At 65.7% G+C, this 20690-nt stretch carries 19 protein-coding genes; 9 read left to right on the top strand and 10 right to left on the bottom strand.

The features are described from left to right. The first annotated feature begins 137 nt into the window (after positions 1-137). Together ACVIHF_RS28250 and ACVIHF_RS28245 are read left to right on the top strand one after the other, a co-directional pair. The gene (locus ACVIHF_RS28250) at positions 138-914 is read left to right on the top strand and encodes an AraC-like ligand-binding domain-containing protein (protein WP_253607012.1); all 777 of its coding nucleotides are present in this window, start codon (positions 138-140) and stop codon (positions 912-914) included. An 86-nt stretch (positions 915-1000) separates the two neighbouring features. Continuing rightward, positions 1001-2119, top strand: coding sequence for a branched-chain amino acid ABC transporter substrate-binding protein (locus tag ACVIHF_RS28245; protein ID WP_038382395.1), 1119 nt, complete (start codon positions 1001-1003; stop codon positions 2117-2119). A gap of 151 nt (positions 2120-2270) precedes the next feature. Here the strand turns inward: ACVIHF_RS28245 and ACVIHF_RS28240 are convergent, their stop codons facing one another. Together ACVIHF_RS28240 and ACVIHF_RS28235 are read right to left on the bottom strand one after the other, a co-directional pair. Continuing rightward, on the bottom strand, positions 2271-2738 hold the full coding sequence (locus tag ACVIHF_RS28240) for a GFA family protein (protein WP_253607013.1): 468 nt from the start codon (positions 2736-2738) through the stop codon (positions 2271-2273). Then, positions 2725-3303: a TetR/AcrR family transcriptional regulator gene (locus tag ACVIHF_RS28235; RefSeq protein ID WP_253607014.1), complete on the bottom strand. Its 579-nt coding sequence runs from the start codon at positions 3301-3303 to the stop codon at positions 2725-2727. The genes ACVIHF_RS28240 and ACVIHF_RS28235 overlap by 14 nt, the downstream gene beginning before the upstream one ends. Before the next feature lie 80 nt (positions 3304-3383). Between ACVIHF_RS28235 and ACVIHF_RS28230 the strand changes: the two genes are divergently transcribed. Then, complete coding sequence (locus ACVIHF_RS28230) at positions 3384-3698, top strand: monooxygenase (RefSeq protein WP_253607015.1); 315 nt, start codon at positions 3384-3386, stop codon at positions 3696-3698. 27 nt (positions 3699-3725) lie between these two features. Here ACVIHF_RS28230 and ACVIHF_RS28225 read toward each other — a convergent pair whose 3' ends face one another. Further along, positions 3726-4742, bottom strand: coding sequence for a hypothetical protein (locus ACVIHF_RS28225; protein ID WP_253607016.1), 1017 nt, complete (start codon positions 4740-4742; stop codon positions 3726-3728). Between the two features lie 464 nt (positions 4743-5206). Here ACVIHF_RS28225 and ACVIHF_RS28220 point away from each other — a divergent pair, with 464 nt between their 5' ends. The 3 genes from ACVIHF_RS28220 to ACVIHF_RS28210 all read left to right on the top strand — a co-directional run bounded on the left by ACVIHF_RS28220 (position 5207) and on the right by ACVIHF_RS28210 (position 9565). Continuing rightward, complete coding sequence (locus tag ACVIHF_RS28220; protein ID WP_253607017.1) at positions 5207-6253, top strand: aldo/keto reductase; 1047 nt, start codon at positions 5207-5209, stop codon at positions 6251-6253. Next, positions 6250-7104 (top strand): amidohydrolase family protein, encoded by an 855-nt coding sequence (locus ACVIHF_RS28215; RefSeq protein WP_253607018.1) that lies wholly within the window; start codon positions 6250-6252, stop codon positions 7102-7104. Before ACVIHF_RS28220 ends, ACVIHF_RS28215 begins: the two co-directional genes overlap by 4 nt. Before the next feature lie 121 nt (positions 7105-7225). Then, positions 7226-9565 carry a Tex family protein gene (locus ACVIHF_RS28210; protein WP_141340393.1) on the top strand — a complete coding sequence of 780 codons (2340 nt, stop codon included), beginning with the start codon at positions 7226-7228 and terminating at the stop codon, positions 9563-9565. A gap of 184 nt (positions 9566-9749) precedes the next feature. On the opposite strand, the gene ACVIHF_RS28205 is transcribed toward ACVIHF_RS28210, so the two are convergent. After that, a complete protein-coding gene (locus ACVIHF_RS28205) occupies positions 9750-11213 on the bottom strand; it encodes a catalase (RefSeq protein WP_456792898.1) in 1464 nt (487 codons plus the stop codon). Between the two features lie 433 nt (positions 11214-11646). Between ACVIHF_RS28205 and ACVIHF_RS28200 the strand changes: the two genes are divergently transcribed. The 3 genes from ACVIHF_RS28200 (at position 11647) to ACVIHF_RS28190 (ending at position 14363) form a co-directional block, all read left to right on the top strand. Further along, positions 11647-12159, top strand: coding sequence for a hypothetical protein (locus ACVIHF_RS28200; RefSeq protein WP_253607020.1), 513 nt, complete (start codon positions 11647-11649; stop codon positions 12157-12159). 151 nt (positions 12160-12310) lie between these two features. Then, positions 12311-13003 carry a response regulator transcription factor gene (locus ACVIHF_RS28195; protein WP_028333329.1) on the top strand — a complete coding sequence of 231 codons (693 nt, stop codon included), beginning with the start codon at positions 12311-12313 and terminating at the stop codon, positions 13001-13003. Next, on the top strand, positions 12990-14363 hold the full coding sequence (locus ACVIHF_RS28190) for a sensor histidine kinase (RefSeq protein WP_253607021.1): 1374 nt from the start codon (positions 12990-12992) through the stop codon (positions 14361-14363). Before ACVIHF_RS28195 ends, ACVIHF_RS28190 begins: the two co-directional genes overlap by 14 nt. Before the next feature lie 314 nt (positions 14364-14677). Here ACVIHF_RS28190 and ACVIHF_RS28185 read toward each other — a convergent pair whose 3' ends face one another. The 6 genes from ACVIHF_RS28185 to ACVIHF_RS28160 are packed head-to-tail and all read right to left on the bottom strand — an operon-like array spanning position 14678 to position 20681. Beyond that, a complete protein-coding gene (locus tag ACVIHF_RS28185; protein WP_229192923.1) occupies positions 14678-15304 on the bottom strand; it encodes an FMN-dependent NADH-azoreductase in 627 nt (208 codons plus the stop codon). A 9-nt stretch (positions 15305-15313) separates the two neighbouring features. Next, complete coding sequence (locus tag ACVIHF_RS28180) at positions 15314-16885, bottom strand: isochorismatase family protein (RefSeq protein ID WP_253607022.1); 1572 nt, start codon at positions 16883-16885, stop codon at positions 15314-15316. Between the two features lie 12 nt (positions 16886-16897). Next, positions 16898-17746 (bottom strand): MBL fold metallo-hydrolase, encoded by an 849-nt coding sequence (locus ACVIHF_RS28175; protein ID WP_026193286.1) that lies wholly within the window; start codon positions 17744-17746, stop codon positions 16898-16900. A gap of 51 nt (positions 17747-17797) precedes the next feature. Next, positions 17798-18688, bottom strand: a complete 891-nt coding sequence (locus tag ACVIHF_RS28170; RefSeq protein WP_253607023.1) for an amidohydrolase family protein — start codon at positions 18686-18688, stop codon at positions 17798-17800. Further along, positions 18685-19803, bottom strand: a complete 1119-nt coding sequence (locus ACVIHF_RS28165) for a vWA domain-containing protein (RefSeq protein WP_456792897.1) — start codon at positions 19801-19803, stop codon at positions 18685-18687. The genes ACVIHF_RS28170 and ACVIHF_RS28165 overlap by 4 nt, the downstream gene beginning before the upstream one ends. Next, positions 19800-20681: an AAA family ATPase gene (locus ACVIHF_RS28160; RefSeq protein ID WP_028338483.1), complete on the bottom strand. Its 882-nt coding sequence runs from the start codon at positions 20679-20681 to the stop codon at positions 19800-19802. The genes ACVIHF_RS28165 and ACVIHF_RS28160 overlap by 4 nt, the downstream gene beginning before the upstream one ends. Positions 20682-20690: the final 9 nt, after the last annotated feature.

The raw sequence follows: 20690 nt of genomic DNA, 5'->3' as shown, positions 1-20690 counted from the left end.
GATGATCCGGCGAGCATCGCCTGTCTGCAGCAAAAGTGCCGACGCGTAAGCACGGTCCCGTGCACTCGAGCGGTGTCATGCTGCCACAAATCGGCCCCATATCACCGGCGACCTCCCGCCGCCATGAGGATTGGCCGATGACGATGCAGTCGCCGGATATCGCCGGGTTTCGGTTCTCGGCCGCGGATTTCGGCGAGCGCGACCGCTTGCCGATCTTTCGCGAGCAGATCGGGCGGATGATCGTGAAGCTCGATCCGGAGCCACTGAGCGTCGGCGCGTTCCATGCCGAAGCCAATGTGCGCGAGCTGCCTGGGCTCGGGATCGGATCCTGGGCGTGCAGCAACCTCAAGATCGCACGGTCGCGCGAGCTGCTCGACGGCAATGACGACCTTGTGCTGACGATCATCACGAGCGGCAACGCCCGCGCGTCGCAGCGCGGCCGCGACATCGAGCTGGGCCCGGGGCAGGCCGTGCTGGAGTCGAGCGCGGAGGTCGGCAACATAGTGGTCCCGGTCTCGCCGAGCCGTTTCGTCGGTCTCAGGCTGCCGCGCAAGGCGCTGGCACTGCTGGTCCGCGATCCCGAGGACATGCTGAACCGGCCGTTGCCCGCGAACACCGAGGCGATGCGTCTGCCGGCGCTCTACATCAGGGAGCTTGACGACAGCTACCAGCTCGCGACGCCCGAGCTGCGCGGCGCCGTCGTCCGGCATCTGGTCGATCTCGGGCGACGTCGCAAACAGCGCTCTCCGCCAGCCTGTGTGCTGTCGCGCACACAACATCGCCGCCCAATCACGTCCGCTGCGGGCGATTTCAGACGTCAATGCACGACAACGTGTTTCACATTGTTGCCCGATGTCGCATATGTCCAATCCCCTGTCGCCTCAGTCCGAGCCTGCCAATCGTCTCGCGCTTAAAAGGCAGCCCCCCGGTGATCGTTGCAATCGGCGGATTCGTCGACTGCGATGCATTGAGGCGACTTGAGACCATCGAGGAGAATGTGATGAAGTTTGCACTTCGAGGATATTTTCTTGCGCTCGGCGCGAGCCTGGCCTTGTCCGGCGCCGCCATGGCACAGGATATCAGTGTTGCCGTGGTCGGGCCGATGACCGGCTCCGAGGCGAGCTTTGGCCAGCAGTTCAAGAACGGTGCTGATCTCGCGATTGCCGACATCAATGCGGCGGGTGGCGTGCTTGGCAAGAAGCTGAAGCTGGAGGTCGGCGACGATGCCTGCGATCCGAAGCAGGCGGTGTCGGTTGCCGAGAAGATGGCAGGCGCGAGGATTCCGTTCGTCGTTGGGCATTTCTGCTCATCGACCTCGATCCCTGCGTCGGACGCCTATGCAGAGGGCAATGTGCTGCAGATCACGCCGGGCTCGACCAATCCGCAATTCACCGAGCGCGGGTTGTGGAACACGTTCCGTGTCTGCGGCCGGGATGACCAGCAGGGCACGGTTGCGGCCGCCTACATTATCAAGAACTACAAGACCAAGAACGTCGCGATCATCCACGACAAGACGACCTACGGCAAAGGCCTTGCCGACGAAACGAAGAACGCCATCAACGCCGCGGGCGTGAAGGAAAAGCTCTATGAGGCCTATACCAAGGGCGACAAGGATTTTGCTGCCCTGGTATCCCGCTTCAAGAAGGAGTCGATCGATTTCGTCTATGTCGGCGGCTATTATGCCGAGGCAGCGTTGATCCTGCGCCAGATGCGCGAGCAGGGCGTCAATGCGGTGCTGATGGGCGGCGACGCCCTGGTCGACAAGCAGTTCGCCGCGATCGCAGGTCCGCTCGCCGAAGGCTCGCTGTTCACCTTCTCGCCCGACCCGCGCAAGAAGGCGACCGCGGCCGCGACCTTGAAGAAGTTCAAGGACAAGGGCATCGATCCCGACGGCTACACGCTCTACAGCTATGCCGCGTTCCAGATCTGGAGCCAGGCCGCAGCCCGTGCCCAGACCACGGACGCCAAGAAGGTCGCGGCGGCCATCAAGGCCGGAAGCTGGGATACCGTGCTCGGCAAGATCAGCTACACGCCGAAGGGTGACATCACCCTGATCGACTACGTCGTGTACCGCCGCGACAAGGACGGCAACTACGCCGAACTGCCGGCCGGTCAATGATCGCCGGAGCGTTTTCGAGCGAAGCTGATATCGGTTCGCGTGAAAACGCGTCAGAGCAAAATCGAGAGCCACCGTTCCGATGCAATCGGAACGGTGGCAACCCTGGCCAGGCTGAATCCTTTCCCGCTGCGTTCGTGACCGGCGCGTCCGGTCACACGTTCCGGGCAAAGCGCGCAGCGCCGGGGATCGGCGTGAGCCATGCGACGGCGCGATCGGTATAGATCTCGGCTTGCGGCTGCAATCCTTCCATGCTGTCGAGCGTGCCGGCTTTCACCACGACCTTGCCGGGCATCAAAGCGGTCTTCGCCAGCAGAGGGGACCCGCAGCGCCCGCAGAAATGACGATGGACCGGATGGCCGCTGTCGCCCTTGTCGACGAACACCACCGTCTCGCCCGACTGCTGGTAGTCGGCTTCGCGGATCACGAGGTTGAACGAGAACAGGCTGCCGCTTTGCCGCTGGCAATGTGTGCAATGACATATCGCGATGCTCCGCGGTTCGCTCTTGAGCGTGTAACGCACCGCGCCGCACAGGCAGCCGCCGTTCCGTTCCTGCATGCTGGTTTCTCCGTTACGATGACGCCGTCGCCGGGACAGGGACGCCGCCTCAGGCGTCGCCAATCACGGCATCGATGAATGTGGTGGCGGATTCCCTCAACTGCTTGCGGCTGTATCCGGCGCGCTCCATCACGGCGAGCCCGCGCGTGAACGTCACGATGACGCGCGCCAGCCGGTTCGCGTCGGCCGTGCTGCGCCTGTTCGGCGCCGCGCTGATGGCCTTGCCGACCAGCTGCTCGAGCCGGGTGAGCACGTCCTGCACGCGCTGACGCACATCCGCGCTCGAAACGGACGCGTCCAGCGCGGTGCGCGTCGTCAGGCAGCCCCGCTGCGGCGTGCCGTCGGTCATGTTGACGATGATCATGTCAAAGAAGTCCCTCAGTCTCGCTGCGGTATCGCCCTGCGCCAGCGCGCCGCCGGCCGCGTCCAGGAATTGCGCGGCATACTGGTCGAAGGCGCGCAGGAAGATCGCTTCCTTGTCGCCATAGGCGTTGTAGAGGCTGCCGCGCTGGACGCCGGTCGCGGCCGCGAGGTCCTGCATGGTCGCATCGTGCAGGCCCTTGCGCCAGAACACATCGAGCGCGGTTGCGATCATCTCGTCCTCGTCGAACTGACGCACGCCCACCATTCGATCCACTCCATCGGGTCATTCTTGACACAATCGTCAATATTGACAATGATGTCAAGAATGAAGCCGAGGAGATCCGGATGATTACCGCAATCACGACGTTCAAGCTGCCGAAGCCGATCACGCGCGAGGAAGCCCGCAGCATCTTCCTGAGTACCGCGCCGATCTATCGCGGCATTCAGGGGCTGTTCCGAAAGACCTATTTGCTGTCCGAGGACGGGATGACGGCCGGCGGTATCTATTTCTGGAACTCGAGAGTGGAGGCGGAAGCGCTGTACACCGATGCGTGGCGCGCCCGCGCACGGGAGAAATATGGCGCCGATCCGATCGTCACCTATTTCGAGAGTCCTGTGGTGGTCGACAACCTTGCCCAGCAGATTGTTGCCGACGATTAGCAACGAAGCGGCGGTGGCGGATGCGCATCACAGCGCATTGAGCGCCTTGCGCGACGGAGCGAGCGGCAGCCATTCCGGAATCTGCCGCCTGGCGAGCCAGTACGGACGCCAGATCGCGCGCCAGGTCGGGCGGTCGAGAGGCGCGGTGCCCCATCTGCGTTGCTCGACCTCCATCCGCAACAGGCCGTGGCTATGCAGCCATTGGCGCGCTGCCCACCAGACCTCGCGCGGCATCTCGGCGTTCCGGATACCGGTGAGCTCGGCGATACCTGGCAACGGACCCTCAAAACGCGCCGCAACTCTCAGGGTGGCGACGCGTTGCCCGCTCCGCTTGACGCTCCACAGCCGCGAGCGATTGTGGGCGAGGTTGGGACCGTAGGTGCGCAGGCAATTCTGCATCGCTTCCGCCTCCTCCGAAATATCCGTGGTCGAGTTCAGCGGGATGAAGTCGTAACCGTCAACGCGGCCCGGCCGCAGCCACATATCCGCGATCTTCTCCGAGCCGAGGCTGACATGCAGCGCGATCATCGTGCGCCACGCATCGGCGGCCGCGAGCGCCGAGCCGATCTGCATGCTCGGCGTCCACCTCCGGTCGATCAGCGTATGTCCCAGCGTCGCCGGCTGCGTGGAGAACCACGCCCACAGGCCGACGAGCCGCAATCGCGCAGGATCGGTGCGCGGCGGCGCTGGGACCAGCTCGCGCGCGATCCAGACCGCCGCCGGCCCATGTGCGAGCTCGGCAACCGCCGCGACGGATTTCAGCCAGATCGGCGCGAGCTTAGGTGACGGCGGCAGGTGGTTCGCGATCTGCCGGCGAAACAGCTCGTCATCGGGCAGTCCCGTGATCGGAGCGGTGAATGCTTCCGGCGGCAATCTGCGCAGCCACAGCGGAATGCCCGCCGCGGCCGCGGCGTCCGCGAGCGAGCGGCCGTCGATGACGCATGCGCGTGCGCGCGCCGAAGCGATCCCGGCTCGCGGGACCGCCAGCGCGAACAACAGCGCAGGAAAGCTCGCGGCAAGGTCCGCAAGACGCGTGTGCCGCATGGCCAGCGCGCGGACCCTTCCCTGAACGTGTGGATGATACCTCCGCAGCTGATGTTCGAGCAGCACGGAGCGTGTGGCTCGCGACGAGAGGTCACCTGAAGCGTCGAGGTCATGACAAAAGTTCCGCAAGCGCGGAGCCCAAGGCCCGCGGCAGATTCGATTGCGGGTGGGTGTTGCGATTTTACCCGGGATCCGATCCCGGGACGCGCGTCAAATATCGCGCGGCGAACCCGGGAAGCGCACAGACCTGAACATCGTCGCCTCCTGCGTTGAAGTTGCGGAGCGCTCCCATAGCCTATTTCCCGCCGATAGGCAACGTGAAGCTGTGCATTGCATTTTAGCGATGTGGTGCGCGCGCGATGAGAGACCTCACCGCGGCGTCGGCCGCCAAGGTCTCTTCACGATCCTGGTCAACGACGCTAGTCTGATGAGGGGCTGACAAGAAACGCAGGCGGGAGGCCATAATGACCCAACAACAATCCTCCGATCCAGGCTCCCCGGCACTGCCACGTCGCAGGCTCGGCCGCACCGGGCTCGATGTCTCCATTCTCGGCTTCGGCACAGCACCGCTCGGCGACCTGTTCGCGCGGCTCGACGACACTGCTGCGATCGCAGCAGCGGAGCGGGCGTTTGCGCTGGGCGTCAACCTACTGGATTCCTCGCCGCTCTACGGCCATGGCCTCGCCGAACACCGCAGCGGCACCGCGCTGCGCCGCGTGGCGCGCGACGACGTCGTCGTCTGCACCAAGGTCGGGCGCTGGATGGACCCGTTCCACGGCCGCGGCGACGGCTCCAATTTCGCCGGCGGCGCGCCGCATCGCGCGGTGTTCGACTATTCCTATGACGGCACCATGCGCTCGGTGGAGCAGTCGCTGCTGCGGCTCGGCACCGATCGCATCGACCTGCTGCTGATCCACGACGTCGACGTCTGGACCCACGGAGCTGACGCGATCGAGGCGCGGTTTCGCGAGGCGATGGAGGGCGCGTATGTCGCGCTCGACAAGTTGCGTTCCGAGCGCGTGGTCAAGGGCATCGGGATCGGCGTCAACGAGGCCGAGATGTGCGTGCGCTTCGCCAAGGCCGGAACGTTCGACACCATGCTGCTTGCCGGTCGCTACTCGCTGCTCGAGCAACCCGCACTCGCCGAATTCCTGCCGCTGGCGCAAGCAAAGGACATCGGCATGATGCTCGGTGGCGTCTTCAACTCCGGCATCCTGGCGACCGGCGCGGTTGCCGGTGCCAAGTACAATTACAAGGACGCGCCGCCGGACGTGATGCAGAAGGTGGCGGCGATCGATCGGGTCTGCCGCGCCCACAACGTGGCGCTGCCGACCGCGGCGCTGCATTTCGCGCTCGGCCATCCGGCGGTGGCAAGCCTCGTGCTCGGCGCGCAGACGCCGCAGGAGGTCGAGCGCAACGTCGCCGCGTTGTCGTCGCCCGCGCCTGCCGCGCTGTGGCGCGACCTGAAGAATGAGGGGCTGCTCGACCAGCATGCGCCGGTGCCGACATGATGCGGATCGACGCCCATCACCATGTCTGGACCTTGGCGCGCGCGGATTACGGCTGGCTGACGCCCGAGCGCGGGCCGATCTACCGCGACTTCGGCCTGGCCGATCTCGCGCCGCATCTCGCCGCGGCCGGGATCGAAGGCACCATCCTGGTGCAGGCCGCGCCGACTGAAGCGGAGACCGCATTTTTGCTTGATATCGCAAAAGGCGCCGAGCAGGTGCGCGGCGTGGTCGGCTGGATCGACTTCGACGCCGCCGACGCCGCGGCGCGGATCGACGCGTTTGCCGGGCGCGAGCTCCTGGTCGGTCTGCGACCGATGGCGCAGGACATCGCCGATGACGACTGGCTGCTGCGCCCCGAACTGGCGGCGCCGCTCGAGGCCATGGCGCGGCATGACCTCGTCTTCGACGCGCTGGTGCTGCCGCGCCATTTGCCGCGGCTCATTCAGGTGGTCGATCGCCATCCGGACCTGCAATTCGTGCTCGACCATTTCGGCAAGCCGCACCTTGCGACCGGCGACATCGCAGCCTGGAAGGACGACATCGCAAGCCTCGCCACACGATCCAACGTCGTCTGCAAACTCTCGGGCCTTGCGACCGAGGCGGCACCGAACTGGCAGGTTGCCGATCTCAGCGAGGCCGTGGATCATGCACTGGCATGTTTCGGGCAGCAGCGGATGCTGTGGGGCAGCGACTGGCCCGTCGTCAATCTCGCCGGCGGCTATGCGCACTGGTTCGCGGCGGCGGAGACCTTGCTGGCTGATTTGTCAAGTGACGCTAGGGTCGCGATTTTCGGCGGCAATGCGGCGCGCATCTATTTGTCAAGCCGCGGACGGCCAACATCCCGGAAATAGATTGCGGCCCGCGCCCAATTTGATCCACAGCGCGCCTTGATGAATCAATCCGGGATGGTTCATAAGCGGCCTCCGCGCCATCGGTGATCCGGCGGCGCAACGGAATTTCAGAGAGACGGGCGTGGCAAAGATTCATCATCAGATTGCGCAGGAGCTGGGGGTTCGCGACGAACAGGTCGAGGCGGCGGTGACGCTGCTCGACGGCGGCGCCACGGTGCCGTTCATCGCGCGATACCGCAAGGAGCTCACCGGCGCGCTTGATGACGCCCAGCTGCGCACGCTGGAAGAACGGCTGACGTATTTGCGCGAGCTCGAGGAGCGCCGCACCGCGGTGCTCAATTCGATCCGCGAGCAGGGCAAGCTCGACGCCGCGCTCGAGGCCCAGATCATGGCCGCCGACAGCAAGGGCCGGCTCGAGGACATCTATCTGCCGTACAAGCCGAAGCGTCGCACCAAGGCCGAGATCGCCAAGGAGGCCGGCCTCGAGCCACTCGCCGATCAGCTCCTGACGCAGCCCGAGAGCGATCCGAACGAGGCCGCGACGCCCTTCGTCAATGCCGAGAAGCAGGTCGCCGACGTCGCCGCGGCGCTCGACGGCGCGCGCGCGATCCTGGTCGAGCGCTTCGCCGAAGATGCCGACCTGATCGGCGCGCTGCGCGAGGAGATGTGGTCGAACGGCATCATGGCCTCAACCGTCCGCACCGGGAAGAAGACCGAAGGCGAGAAGTTCAAGGACTATTTCGATTTCTCCGAGCCGCTGCCGAAGTTGCCGTCGCATCGCATCCTGGCGCTGTTCCGCGGCGAGAAGGAAGAGATCCTCGACCTCGCCATCAAGCCGGAGGCGCAGGAGCCGGTCGTAGGCCAGCCCGGCCTCTACGAGCTCAAGATCATGAACCGCTTTGCGATCTCCAACCAGGGCCGCAAGGGCGACAAATGGCTGACCGAGACGGTGCGCTGGGCCTGGCGCACCAAAATCCAGATCCACCTCAACATCGATTTGCGGCTGCGGCTGTGGACGGCGGCCGAGACCGAGGCGGTGCGCGTGTTCGCCTCGAATCTGCGCGACCTCTTGCTCGCGGCGCCGGCCGGCGCGCGCGCCACCATGGGGCTCGATCCCGGGTATCGCACCGGCGTCAAGGTCGCGGTGATCGATGCGACCGGCAAGGTGGTGGCGCATACGGCGATTTTCCCGCACGAGCCGCAGCGGCGCTGGGATGAGGCGCTCGCCATCCTCGGCAAGCTCGCGATCGAGCATGGGGTCGAGCTGATTGCGATCGGCAACGGCACCGCCTCGCGCGAGACCGACAAGCTCGCCGCCGAGCTCGTGAAGCGGCTGCCCGAGCGCAAGATGACCAAGATCGTGGTCTCCGAAGCCGGCGCATCGGTCTACTCGGCCTCGGCCTTCGCCTCGAACGAATTGCCCGACCTCGACGTCACCATTCGCGGCGCGGTCTCGATCGCGCGGCGCCTGCAGGATCCCTTGGCCGAGCTGGTCAAGATCGATCCGAAGGCGATTGGCGTCGGCCAATACCAGCACGATCTCGGCGAGGCCAAGCTCGCCCGCTCGCTCGATGCCGTGGTGGAAGACTGCGTGAACGCGGTCGGCGTCGATGCCAATACCGCCTCGGTGCCGCTGCTCGCGCGGGTGTCGGGCATCGGCCAGGGACTGGCGCAAAGTATCGTGCAGCACCGCGATGCCAACGGCCCGTTCAAGTCGCGCAAGGCGCTGAAGGAGGTGCCGCGGCTCGGCCCGAAGGCGTTCGAGCAGTGCGCCGGCTTCCTGCGTATCAGCAATGGCGAGGATCCGCTCGATTCATCCGGCGTGCATCCGGAAGCCTATCCGGTAGTGCGCCGCATCCTCGAGGCGACCAAGAGCGACATCAAGGCGCTGATCGGCAATGCCGACGTGGTGCGGGGTCTCAAGCCGCAATCCTTCGTCGACGATACATTCGGATTGCCGACCGTCACCGACATTCTGCGCGAGCTGGAAAAGCCCGGCCGCGATCCGCGTCCGGCGTTCAAGGCGGCGGTGTTCAAGGAAGGCGTCGAGGAGGTCAAGGACCTAAAGAAGGGCATGATCCTCGAGGGCACCGTGACCAACGTCGCCGCGTTCGGCGCGTTCGTCGATATCGGCGTGCACCAGGATGGGCTGGTGCACATCTCGGCGATGTCACGGAATTTCATCAAGGACCCGCGCGAGGTCGTGAAGCCCGGCGACATCGTCAAGGTCAAGGTGCTGGACGTCGAGGTCGCGCGCAAGCGCATCGCGCTGACGCTGCGGCTTGACGACGAGATCGGGCCGAAGAAGGACAATGCGGCGCCGTCGCGCGATTTCTCCCGCGGCTCCGGCAAGATGACGTCGTCGGCTCCGCGCCGGCCGCAGGAGCAGTCCGGCGGCGGCGCGCTCGCCGACGCGCTGCGCCGCGCGGCCGAGAAGAACGGACGCGGCAAGCCGACCTAGTCCGCGCGGGCACAATTCCGTTCCCGTCATGCTGAGGAGGCCGCGGAGAGGCCGTCCCGAAGCACGACGGTCCGGCTGTGGCCGTTCATCCTTCGAGGCGCGCTACGCGCGCACCTCCAGCGACAATGGCTGCGCCATTGCGCGGGGATGACGGGACGCAGTGCTTCATTCGTTACGGCATTCGCTACAAATTGCCCGCCGCAAACCTCGCCAGCGCATCCGCGACGCCCTTGCCGTAGGCCGGGTCGGCCTTGCTGCAATTCGCGACGTGCCGTTCCTGGATGTGCTTCGATGCATTGCCGACCTGACGGGCGGTGTTGTCGAACAGGGCCTGCTTTTGCGCGGCATTCATCTTGCGGAACAGGTCGCCCGGCTGCTGCCAGTGGTCGTCATCCACGCGATGATCCCAATGCGCAGCCGCGCCTGACAATTCGAATGGCGGCTCGTTCAGCTGCGGCTGGTCGGTCCACTCACCATGGCTGTTCGGCCAGTAGGTCAGCGTGGCGCCCAGATTGCCGTCGGTGCGCATCGCGCCATCGCGATGATAGCTGTGGAACGGGCATTTCGGCGCGTTGACCGGGATCTGGTGGTGGTTGACGCCGAGCCGGTAGCGCTGCGCGTCGCCATAGGAGAACAGGCGGGCCTGCAGCATCTTGTCCGGCGAATAGCCGATGCCTGGCACCACATTCGCCGGCGTGAACGCCGCCTGCTCGACCTCGGCGAAGAAGTTCTCCGGATTGCGGTTGAGCTCGAAATGCCCGACCTCGATCAGCGGATAATCCGCCTTGGGCCACACCTTGGTCAGATCGAACGGATTGAACGGGAATGCCTTGGCCTGTGCATCCGTCATCACCTGGATGAACAGCGTCCAGCGCGGGAAGTCGCCGCGCTCGATGCTCTGGAACAGGTCGCGCTGGTGGCTCTCGCGGTCCTTGCCGACCAGCGCCTCGGCCTCGGCGTCGGTCAGGTTCTGGACGCCCTGCCGGGTGCGGAAATGGAATTTCACCCAGACGCGCTCATTGTCGGCATTGATCATGCTGTAGGTGTGGCTGCCGAAGCCGTGCTGGTGACGGAAGCTTTTCGGGATGCCGCGCTCGCTCATGACGATGGTGACCTGGTGCAGCGCTTCCGGCAGCAGCGTCCAGAAATCCCAGTTCATGTCGGGGTCGCGCACCCCCGTGCGCGGATGCCGCTTGATGGCGTGGTTGAGGTCGATGAAGCGCAAGGGGTCGCGGAAGAAGAACACCGGCGTGTTGTTGCCGACCACGTCCCAATTGCCTTCATCGGTGTAGAATTTCAGCGCGAAGCCGCGAATGTCGCGCTCGGCGTCCGCCGCGCCGCGCTCGCCGGCGACCGTCGAGAACCGCGCGAACATCGGCGTCTGCTTGCCGATCTCCGAGAAGATGCTGGACTTGGTGTAGCGCGTGATGTCGTGGGTGACGGTGAAGGTGCCGCGCGCGCCGGCGCCCTTGGCATGCATCCGCCGCTCCGGGATCACCTCGCGGTGAAAATGCGCCAGCTTCTCGATCAGCCAGACATCCTGCAGCAATGCGGGTCCGCGCGGCCCCGCCGTCAGGATGTTCACATTATCGGCAACGGGGGCGCCGGAGGCGTGGGTCAGAAACGGTCTTTTGGTCTCGTCGCTCATCGAAAGCTCCTTGCTGAAGGTCAGCACTTCGCCGTCCCGGCGCCCGAGGGGAGCCAGGCGAAAGGCGAATTGCATCGCGGATGGATGACGGCCGGCGAGGAAGGGAGAGCCCGGTGATCGACAAATTGTGAAGCGGGTCTGCGATCCCTCGACGCCGTCGTTGTTCTCCGACAGCTGCAGGATTAAGAACCGCGGCCGATCGATTCAACGAGCGCTATCCGCCGATTCCAGCCAAATGTCCGTCGATCCCGGCCAACGCCATCGTGGCCGCCGGTCCGGGCAACTGCCGCTCGGCATGCCGGCACGCGAATTCTAAATCCGGTGTCAGAATCTGGCGCATTTGTCAGTTGAAGTCGGGCATCGGCTTGCGTCTTCTGATCATGCTCGCGTGCGGCGATACGAGTTCGCCGCGGTCCCAATCAGGGAGGGTTTCATGAAGAACAGGCTTCTCACGTGTCTCACGGCAGCGACGCTCGCTGTCAGCGTTGCGCTTGCACCCGCTGCCCTCGCCAGAGGCGGCGGTGGTGGTGGCGGACATGGCGGAGGTGGCTTCGGTGGCGGCCACGGTGGTGCCATGGGTGCCATGGGTGGTGGCATGCACGGTGGCGGCTTTGGCGGCGGCATGCATGGCGGTGGTTTCGGCGGCGGAATGCGTGGCGGTGGCGCGGCGTTCGCCGCCATGGGCGGCGGCGGGCATTTCGCGGGCGGGCACGTTGGTGGTCCCCGCTTCGTCGGTGCACCGGCAATCGGCCCGCGGTTTGCCGGCGCCGGATTCCGCGGTTCGCGCTTCTTCCATCATGGCGGCTTCTTCCGCAACCACCGCTTCCATCGCTTCGCATTCTTCGGCGCGCCCTATCTCTACGCCGGCTATGACTACGGCTGCTACCGCAGGGTATGGACGGCTTACGGTCTGCAATGGGTCAATGTGTGCGGGGACTATTGGTGATAGCCCAACCAACCGCACCGTTGTCGCGGTCGTCGCCAGACGTTCCATCCTGCCCCGGAATGGGATAGTCTGGCGGCGATCGTCGCGGGGCGGCCGCTCGGAGAGTTTGAGAACTCGGAGGAGTTCGACACACCTCGGAGAGTTCAGGAATATGACCGGTGCTCACCGCCGCATTCTCGTCGTCGAGGACGATCCGGAAACCGCGGATCAGCTCGTCGAGGAGCTCACCACCAGCGGTTATGATGTGGATCTGGCGGCGAACGGCCGCGAGGCGCTGAGCCAGGGTGCGGCGCGCGACTATGCCGTGATCACTATCGATCGCATGCTGCCCGACATCGACGGCATCACGGTGATGCGTCAGATGCGCGACGGCGGCATCGCAGTGCCGTTCCTGATCATCAGCGCGCTCGGCGAAATCGACGACCGGGTGCGTGGCTTGCGCGCCGGCGGCGACGACTATCTTGTCAAGCCGTTCTCCTTTGTCGAACTGCTAGCGCGGCTGGAGGCGCTTGGCCGCCGCAGCGAGACCGTTGCAAAGGAGACCATCCTGCGGGTCGGCGATCTCGCGATCGATCTGATTTCGCGGACGGCGAGCCGCCGCGGCCGCAGGATTCCGCTGCTGCCGAAGGAATTCCAGCTGCTCGAATACCTGGCGCGCAACGAGGGCCGCGTGGTGTCGCGCGCCATGCTGCTGCGGCATGTGTGGGACCTGCACTTCGATCCCTCGACCAACATCATCGACGTCTATGTCGGACGTTTGCGCCGCAAGGTCGACGACCAGCAAGCCTATCCGCTGATCCACACGATCCGCGGCATCGGGTACTGCCTCCGTGCTCCTGGCTAAGACCCTCAAGTCGTCGACGTTCCGCCTGGCGTTGATCGCCATCGGTGTCTTCGGCCTGATCGTCTCCGCGATCTTCGCCTATGTCTACTGGTCGACGTTGTCCTATGTGCGCGACAGATCCGACCGCGCGATCATGACCGAGCAGGCGAGCCTCGATGATGCCTATGCGCGGTCCGGCCGCGATGGACTGACCGCGTTGATCGCGCAACGCGTCGCGGACAAGGGCTTTGCCGATCATGTGTATTTGTTGGTCGGTCCCGGATCGACCGTGCTGGCGGGAAATCTCAGACAGTGGCCGGCGGGCGCTGCCGAGAAGGGATGGGCTGAATTTCGTGCCTCCCTGCCACAGCTTTCCTCGGGCCCCTCCCTGCTGCGAGGCGTGACGGAAACCCTGTCAAACGGCGATCGGCTGCTGGTCGGCCATGACATCAGCGATCTCGACGGCTTCATGGCGCAGATCAGGGCCGCCGGCATTGCCGTCGTCGTGCTGATCATCGGGCTTGCGGCTGCTGCCAGCATCGGCGTCACGCGGCGAACCGTCGGCCGGATCGAGTCGATCAATGCGACCAGTCGCGCTATCATGCTCTCCGGCCTCGACCAGCGCATCCCGCTTCGCGGCAGCCATGACGAATGGGATCGCGTCGCCGAGAATCTCAATCTGATGCTGGACCGGATCCAGACCCTGATGGGAGACGTCAAGCAGGTCAGCGAAAATATCGCCCACGACCTGCGCACGCCGCTGACCCGGATGCGCGGCCGGCTCGAGAAGGCCTATCACGCCCCGCGGAGCGGCGAGGGGGATGCTGCGCTGATCGGCGACACTATCGCCGATCTCGACGCGGTGCTCGGGATGTTCGCGTCGATCACGCGGATTTCTGAGATCGAGACGCGAGCCCGCAAGGGTGCGTTTCGCACCGTCAATCTCGTCGAGATCGCCGCCGAGGTGGTCGAGCTCTACGATGCCGCGGCTGAGGAGGTTACCACCCGGCTCGACCTTGTCGGCGATCAGGCGGTGCTGGTTACCGGGGACCGTGACCTGCTGTTCGATGCGATTGCCAATCTCGTCGACAACGCCATCAAGCATGGCCGCCCGGGTGGGCGGGTGACGGTGATCTGCGACAACGATGAGCGAGGCGCGGTGATTTCGATCGCCGATGACGGCCCCGGCATACCCGCCGAGCAGCACGACCGCGTCTTCAAGCGGTTCTACCGGCTCGAGCAGAGCCGCTACACGCCGGGCAACGGCCTCGGCCTCAGCCTGGTCGCGGCGGTCGCGAGCTTGCACGGCGCACGGATCGAATTGCGCGACAATGCGCCGGGATTGTTGTGCAGGCTGGTCTTTCCCGCCGCGGAAACGTAGGGCTAGCGCGGAGTGACCCACAAAATCGTTTCGCGAGAATGAAAGCGTATGACCCGCCGGCCAAGCCATACATTCGATGTGGTCCCTGCTTTCGCACTAGCGTATATACATATCCTCCGCAGTCTTTCCGGAGTCTTCTCAAAGAGTTGGCCGAAAACCGCAGAGAACTTACTCATCTGCACTAGGGTTGCGCCCGCCGATTTCGGCTCTCGCCTAGTAGCTAACCCCTTGATGATGAGTCGGTTTTCTAGCCTCGAAGAGATGTGTAAATGCCCTAGTGCTTTCGCAGGGACCACGACGGAGTGGAGTCTCTTTCAAAACCTCCCTGCCATCTCCACCAGCCGCCGGTGCGCCGCCTCGCGGGCGGCGCGGATCGGCTCGGTGGGCCCGGTGGTAGGGCCGATCGGTACGAAGCGCACGTCGCTGATGCCGATGAAGCGCAGCGCCTCGCGCAGATAGGGCGTTGCCATGTCGATGCGGCCGCGGTTCATGCCGGTGACGAAGTCGCTGCCGCTTGCGAGGATCACGATCGTCGGGCGGTCCTTGAGCAGCGGCAGATAGCCCTGCGCCGGATCGAAGCGGAAGGCCAGCCCGGGCTGGATGATGACGTCGAGCCATTGCTTGAGCTTGTAGGGAATGCCGAAATTCCACATCGGCGTCGAGATCAGCACGCGATCGGCCAGCGATAGCCGCAGCGCGAGGCGCTCGGCGATTGCGAAGGCGTCGTGCTGCGAACTGGTGAAGCTCTTGCCGTCGATCCGGGCGTATTTGGCCTCGAGCAGATATCCCTCGAATTCCGGCAGCGGCTCGCGCCAGAGGTTCATCGCGTCGATCTCCCAGTCCGGCCGCGCCTGACGGAAGCGATCGAGAAAGGCACGCGCGCCGGCCGCCGATTCCGAATCGGGGCGCGGTGAGCAGTTAAGGTGCAGCAGCTTCGGCACCGCGCCTCCCTAGCCGAGTGCCTTGATCACGGTGTCGGCGTTGGTCACGACGGAGACGTTCTGGAGCGCGAAATTGATCGCGGCGTTGTGCCAGTCGGCATTCATGGTCGAGCAGCAATCCTCCGGCACGATCATGAAATAGCCTTTGTCGGCGCCGGTGCGCGCGGTGTGCTCGACCGACATGTTGGTCCAGGCTCCGGTATTGATGATCATGTCGCGGCCGGTTGCCTTCAGGATGGTCTCGAGCCGGGTGCCTTCCCAGGCGCTCATCCGCATCTTCTCGACCACGAAGTCGCCCGGGCGCGGCTCGAGTCCCGAGACTGGTGCCGCGCCCCAGCTGCCGCGCACCATCGCCTTGCTGTCGACCAACCCCTCGAACAGCGGCGCATTGAGCGTGACGCCGGGCGCGCCCGGCTCGACGACGAACCAGACATGGATGATGACGACGCCGCGCGCTCGCGCAGCCTCGGCCACGCGGCGCACATTCTCGACGACATGCTGCTGGCGGGCGTGTGCCGGCGCACCGGACTCGGCGAACGCGCCGCCATCCATGATGACGTCGTTCTGCATGTCCTGGATGATCATCGCGCAGCGTTGCGGATCGAGCTGCATCTCACCGGCGGCGAGATTCGGCGCAGGCGTGGACGAAGCGGCACCCGCGCCGCCGCGCTTGCCGCTCATATAGGGCTCGTGGCGCGGGCCGACCTTGGTCGGGATCGCATAGACCGAATGGGTCGCGGTCAGATAGAGCGTGCGGAAGTCGGCGCCGCCCCAGGCGAGGTTGGCGACGAGCTCGGGCAGGCGGACCTTGCCGAGCAGGTCGGCGGCGGGTGAATAGACCCAGACGCCGCCGGGCGCGGTGACCCAGACATTGCCGCGCTGGTCGCATTTCATGCCGTCGGGCAGGCCGGGCTCGAGCTCGGAGCGGATACCGGAGGCGAACACGCGCGGATTGGTAAGCGAGCCGTCGGCATTGACGTCGAAGGCGCGGATCAGCGCCTGCACGGTGTCGTTGACATAGAGGATGCGCTCGTCGGGCGAGAAGCACAGCCCGTTCGGCTGCTCGAACAGGTAGCGGTCGACCAGCAGTTTCGGCGCGCCGCCGCCGGGCGGCACGCGGTAGACGCCCTGGAAGCCGAGCTGGCGCGGCCGTTCGACGCCATAGACCGGCATGCGGCCGTACCAGGGATCGGAGAAATAGATCGCGCCGGAGGAATGCACACAGACATCGTTCGGACTGTTGAGCTCCTGGTTCTCGTAATGCGAAGCCAGCACCTCGCGCCGCCCGTCGGGCCGCTCGCGGATCAGCGAAGACGTCGCGTGCTCGCAGACGATCAGATTGAGGTCCGCGTCATAGGTCATGCCGTTGCATTTGTTCGATGGCCGCCTGACCTCGACGACGCCGCGCCGCGCATCCCAGCGCCGGCGCACATCGCCCGGCATGTCGGAGAACAGCAGGAAATGATCGGCCGGATGCCAGATCGGTCCCTCCGTGAAATCGAAGCCGGTCCCGACCTGGCCGACCGGCGCGTAGGGATCGATCAGGTCTTCGAACTCGCCGCGCAGCGTGACATGCGTCATCGCCTCGATCCTCTACGCCGGGAACCAGTTGCGCTGCGGCAGGCTCTGCACGACAGGCCCGGGTACCTGGTCATGCAGGCGGCCGACCACCATGCCGCCCTCGATCTTGGCCGGGCGATCGTGCACCGGCAGCAGATAGCGCGAGCTCGAGAGCAGCTTCTTGATCGCGGCCTTCTCGGCGCGCTTGCTGGTGCCGTGGTTGCCGGTGGTGCGCGGCTCGGCGTCGTGGATCTCGTTAAAGGGATTCACGATCTGGTCGTTGAAATCGTAGATCACATCGCCGCAGATCGTCGCGATGCCGTCGGCGGTGTGGACATGGATGTTCATCGAGCCTTCGGTGTGGGCGTTGGCGGCGTCGCAATAGACGCCCGGCATCAGCTCGACCGGGCCGGTGATTTCGAGGTCGAGAAAGCGCAGCGCGCTCTTGGTGTGCAGGCGGTCGATCAGGTGCTTGATGTCCGGCGCCGGATACTGAGGGTGCATCAGGCCGGAGACGGAGTATTCCAGCTCCTTGCGGTTCAGCACGACGGTCGTGTTCATCGGGAACAGATCGTCCTTGCCGGCATGGTCGATGTGCAGGTGGGTGTGACAGACGAAGCGGACGTCGCCCATCCGCACGCCGTGGCGGGCGAGCTGGTTCTCGATCATGTTCTCGTGGAACTGGAGCCCGCGCATGCCGAGCGTCTCCATGATCTGGTTGGAGCGATAGCCGGTGTCGACCAGCACGGGGTAGGGGCCGCCGAGGATCAGGAAGCCGAGCGTCAGCACGCGGCGAGTGCGGCCGCAATTGTGCCCGAGCACGAGGAAGCTCGATTCCAGCTCGATATCGCCATAGTCCAGAATCTTGATCTCTAGCGGCATCTGTCTCCCTCCCAATTCGTGTTCGTTGTTATGTTCGACCCCGCGGTGCGGCTATGGCTGTAGCCGATAGACCCGCGCCGCCGTCGTGCTGAAGATCGCATCGCGCTGTTCGGGGCTCAGCCGCCCGGCGGCCGCTTTGAAAGCGGCGATGAGTTCGCGGTAGCTGGTCCACAGCTTCTCGATCGGAAAGTTCGAGCCGAACAGGCAGCGGTCGGCGCCGAAGATCGCGACGGTATCGGTCACCACGCCGGCGATATGCGCGGCATCGTTGCGATGGATGAAGGTGCCGAGCCCGGACAATTTCGACACCACGTTCGGGCATCGCGCGAGCCGCGTCATCCCGGTGCGCCAGGCGGCGCGGCCCTGCGGCGACAGATCCTCCAGCATGCCGGCATGCTGCAGGATGAAGGTCACGTCAGGGCAGGCCTCCGCAAGGCCGGCCGCATCGGCCATCTGCGACGCGAACACCTGCAGGTCAAAACTCCAGCCATAGTCGGCGAGGTGGCCGACATTGTGCCGGATCACGGGGTCGGTGCAGAGATCGGCACGCGCGGCGAAGCGGTACAGCGGGTTCTCGTGCCAGTGCAGCTGCATGCGCACGCCGCGCACCAGCGGATAGCGCTTCAACCGATCGAGTTGCGGCCGGACGTCGGCGACGGAGAAATCGGCATAGGCGACGAGGGCGTGCGGCCAGCCGTGCTGGTCCGCGGTCTGCTGCACCCAGGCGGCCTCGTCCTCGAATTGGCCGTTCGGCCAGTTGGTCTGGACATAGACCGAGCGGGTGACGCCGGTGCCCTTGAGGTCGTCGAGATATTCCTCGATCGGATAGTCGCGGCGGATCGGCTCATAGGGGCCGAAGATACGCGGCTGCATCGGGCCGGACAGCCAGGCGAGATCGGCCTGCCGCCAGATGTGATGATGTCCGTCGACAACGCCAGTCACGCGGCTCTCCTTGTTCCAAGCGACAGCAGATGCGCGACGACAGCCGCGCTGGATCCGCCGTCCACGAGATCGTCGACAAAGCGCTGGATCGCGATCAGCGCCTCGGTTTGCGGCGTGAAGTCGGGCGAGGTTGCGAGCGGCGTCAGCCAGCTGAGGCGCCAGGCCCGCCGCGACAGTTTTGCCACGGCATCGCGCAGCGCAGCCGGATCGCCGCGTTCCAGGCCGTCGGAGACGATCACGACCGCGGCGCCGCGGGCATATCCGCCGAACCGGGGCACGGCGAGGAACGCCTGCAGCGCATCGCCGATCCTCGTGCCGCCGTCCCAGTCGCTGACCAGGAAGGACGCCGCGTTCAGCGCCTGCTCGCGCCGCTTCAACCGCAGCGCCGGCGTGACGCGGGTCAGTCTTGTGCCGAAGGTGAAGACCTCGACATTGCCCGCCGCCTGCACCAGCACATGCGCGAGCTTCATGTTCTCCTCGGTGCGCGCCTTCATCGAGCCGGAGACGTCGATCAGGAACAGGATCCTGCGCGGGCGCTGGCGGCGGCGCATCCGCCCGAGCCGCAGCACCTCGCCGTCATTGCGCACGCTGTCGCGCAGCGTGCGGCGCAGATCGGCGAACGGGCCAATGCGTGCACGGCGACGCCGGTGGCCGCGCCGTCGCGGCAGCCGCCGTGCCGCCTCGCGCGACAGTTTGCGCAGCGGATCGCTGGTTGTGGTCTGGGCAAAGCGGCGCTCGACCAATGCCTCGGCGCGCGCCGCGGCGAGGCCGGACTCATTGGCCTCGTCGGCGAGCGGTGGCTCGTCCTCGCCGCGGCCTTCCTCCTGCAGGCGAACGGTCTCCTCATCCTCGCCCTCGGCCTGCTCGATCGCCTCGGCGCCGCGAAAATGGATGTCGAACAGCCGATCATAGGTCGCGCGGCGCTCCGGCGGCGGCGCCAGCGTCGCGAGCCCGGCCTGGCGGATGTGCTCCAGGCCGCGCGGACCGAGCAGCTCGATTGCCGCGAGGAAGCTCGTCGTCTGCTCCGGCGCAACCGAAAAGCCGTTGGCGCGCAGCAGCGCGACGAACGAGACAAATATCCGCGCGGCGCGCGGCAGTTGCAGGTCGTCGTTCACGCGGCCGCCTCCGCGATGATCGCATCGAGCCGCGGTGAAATGAAATGCAGATCCTCCTCGTCCTTTAACGCGACGCCGATCGAGCGCTTGAACGCGTCCGGCCAGCGCGCGCCGCCCTTGTTGAGCAGGGTCGCGGCCTCCGCCCAGTCGACCGCCTCGGCGATCCCGGGCGCCTTGCTCAGCGGCTCGCGGCGCAGCCGGCCGACGGCGGCGACCACCGCGCGGGCGGTGGCCTCGGCGACGCTGGAGGCGCGCATCATCACGATGCGCGCCTCGCGCTCGGCATTCGGATAATCGATCCAGTGATAGACGCAGCGCCGCCGCAGTGCCTCGTGCAGATCGCGCGTCCGGTTCGAGGTCAGCACCACGACGGGATGCTCGGCAGCGCGCACCGTGCCGCGCTCGGGGATCGAGATCTGGAAGTCGGAGAGGAATTCGAGCAGGAAGGCCTCGAACTCCTGATCGGCGCGGTCGATTTCGTCGATCAGCAGCACCGTCGCATCGGGCGCGCGCAGCGCGGCCAGCATCGGACGCTCGATCAGGAAGGCGTCGCCATAGATGTCGATGCTCTCCTCGCCGGCCTGCCGGATCGCCAGCATCTGGCGCGGATAGTTCCACTCGTAGAGGGCAGCGGCGGCGTCGATGCCTTCGTAGCATTGCAGGCGGATCAGCCTGCGGCCGAGCACGGCGGCGATCGCTTTTGCAGCTTCGGTCTTGCCGACACCCGGCGCGCCCTCGAGTAACAGTGGCTTGCCCAGCGCAAGCGAGAGATAGGAGGCGGTCGCGATGCCGTCGTCGGCGAGGTAATAGGCCGCGCGTAGCGCCTTCTCCAGCGCCTCGGGGCTGTCGATGCCGACGATGTTGCTGCGGACCGGCATAGAGAAACC

It is taken from the genome of Bradyrhizobium sp. USDA 4506 (genome assembly GCF_054058795.1).
The sequence above is the reverse complement of the archived record's forward strand: the minus strand, read 5'-3'. Positions and strand labels throughout refer to the sequence as shown.